A 1,382-nucleotide genomic window follows, 5' to 3' on the forward strand; every position below is an offset into this window, starting at 1 on the left:
CTCATCGTCACCGACCCCGTGCACGTGGCCCGCTGGGGTACGTACGTCACCACCCCCGGCCTCGCCACCACCCTGCGCGAAGACCACGCCACCGTTCGCGTGCGCACCAGCGTGGTCAACGCCTCGGACGGCGAGAGACCCGTCACCGTCGTCTCCACCCTCAAGGATCCGCGTGGGAAGACGGTCGCCCATACGCGGTCCACCCTGACCGTCGGCGCGGACGCCACGCGTGACGCCACCCAGGAACTCACCGTCGACCGACCGGCGTTGTGGTCCTTCGACACCCCGGTGCGCTACACCCTGGAGACCGAGCTGCGGGTCGGGGACCGGACCACCGACCGCTACCGCACCCCCTTCGGCATCCGCCACTTTGCCATCGACCCCGACCAGGGGCTCACCCTCAACGGCGAGTACACCAAGCTCCGGGGCGTCGACCTCCACCACGACCTCGGCGCGCTCGGCGCCGCGTTCAACGCCGATGCCGCGCTGCGTCAGATGACCATCATGAAGAGCATGGGCGTCAACGCCCTGCGCACCTCGCACAATCCGCCCGCACCGGAGCTGATCGAGATCTGCGAGCGACTCGGCGTCGTGATGCTGGTGGAGGCGTTCGACTGCTGGCGCACCGGCAAGAACCCGTACGACTACGGGCGCTTCTTCGACGAACACAGCGAGGCGGACATCACCGAGATGGTGCGGGCCGCCCGCAACTCCCCCGCGGTCATCATGTGGTCCATCGGCAACGAGATCCCGGACTCCACCAGCACCGCCGGACTCGGCATGGCGGAGCGGCTCATCGACGCCGTCAGGAAGGCCGATGACACCCGGCCGGTCGTGATCGGATCGGACAAGTACCGCTCCCTGCCGTCGCCGGGGTCGGCCGCCGACCTGATGCTCGCCAAGCTGGACGGGCTGGGCCTCAACTACAACACCGCGGCCTCGGTGGACGCCCTGCACGCCCGCTATCCGCATCTGTTCCTGTTCGAGTCCGAGTCCTCCTCCGAAACGTCCTCTCGCGGGACCTATCAGGAGCCCGAACACCTCAACACCGGGGAGAACTACACCCCGGGCAAGCGCGAGCCCTCCAGCTACGACAACAACCTCGCCTCGTGGACCATGAGCGGTGAGTACGGACTGAAGAAGGACCGCGACCGGAGGTTCTTCACCGGTCAGTTCCTCTGGTCGGGCATCGACTACATCGGTGAGCCCACGCCGTACGACGTGTTCCCGGTGAAGGCGTCCTTCTTCGGCGCGGTGGACACGGCCGGATTCCCCAAGGACATGTACCACCTGTTCAAGAGCCAGTGGACCAGCGAACCGATGGTCCACCTCGTTCCGATGAACTGGACCGATTACCGGCCGGGCGAGGACGTCGAGGTCTG

Annotated in this window: 1 protein-coding gene; it reads left to right on the forward strand. The window is 67.1% G+C overall.

Features of this window, described 5'->3' with window-relative positions:
- A partial coding sequence (locus tag ACZ6CL_RS42960) for a glycoside hydrolase family 2 TIM barrel-domain containing protein (protein WP_468947026.1) occupies nucleotides 1-1,382 on the forward strand: 1,382 nt, incomplete at both ends.

The sequence above is a fragment of the Streptomyces sp. NPDC041200 genome (assembly GCF_055591805.1).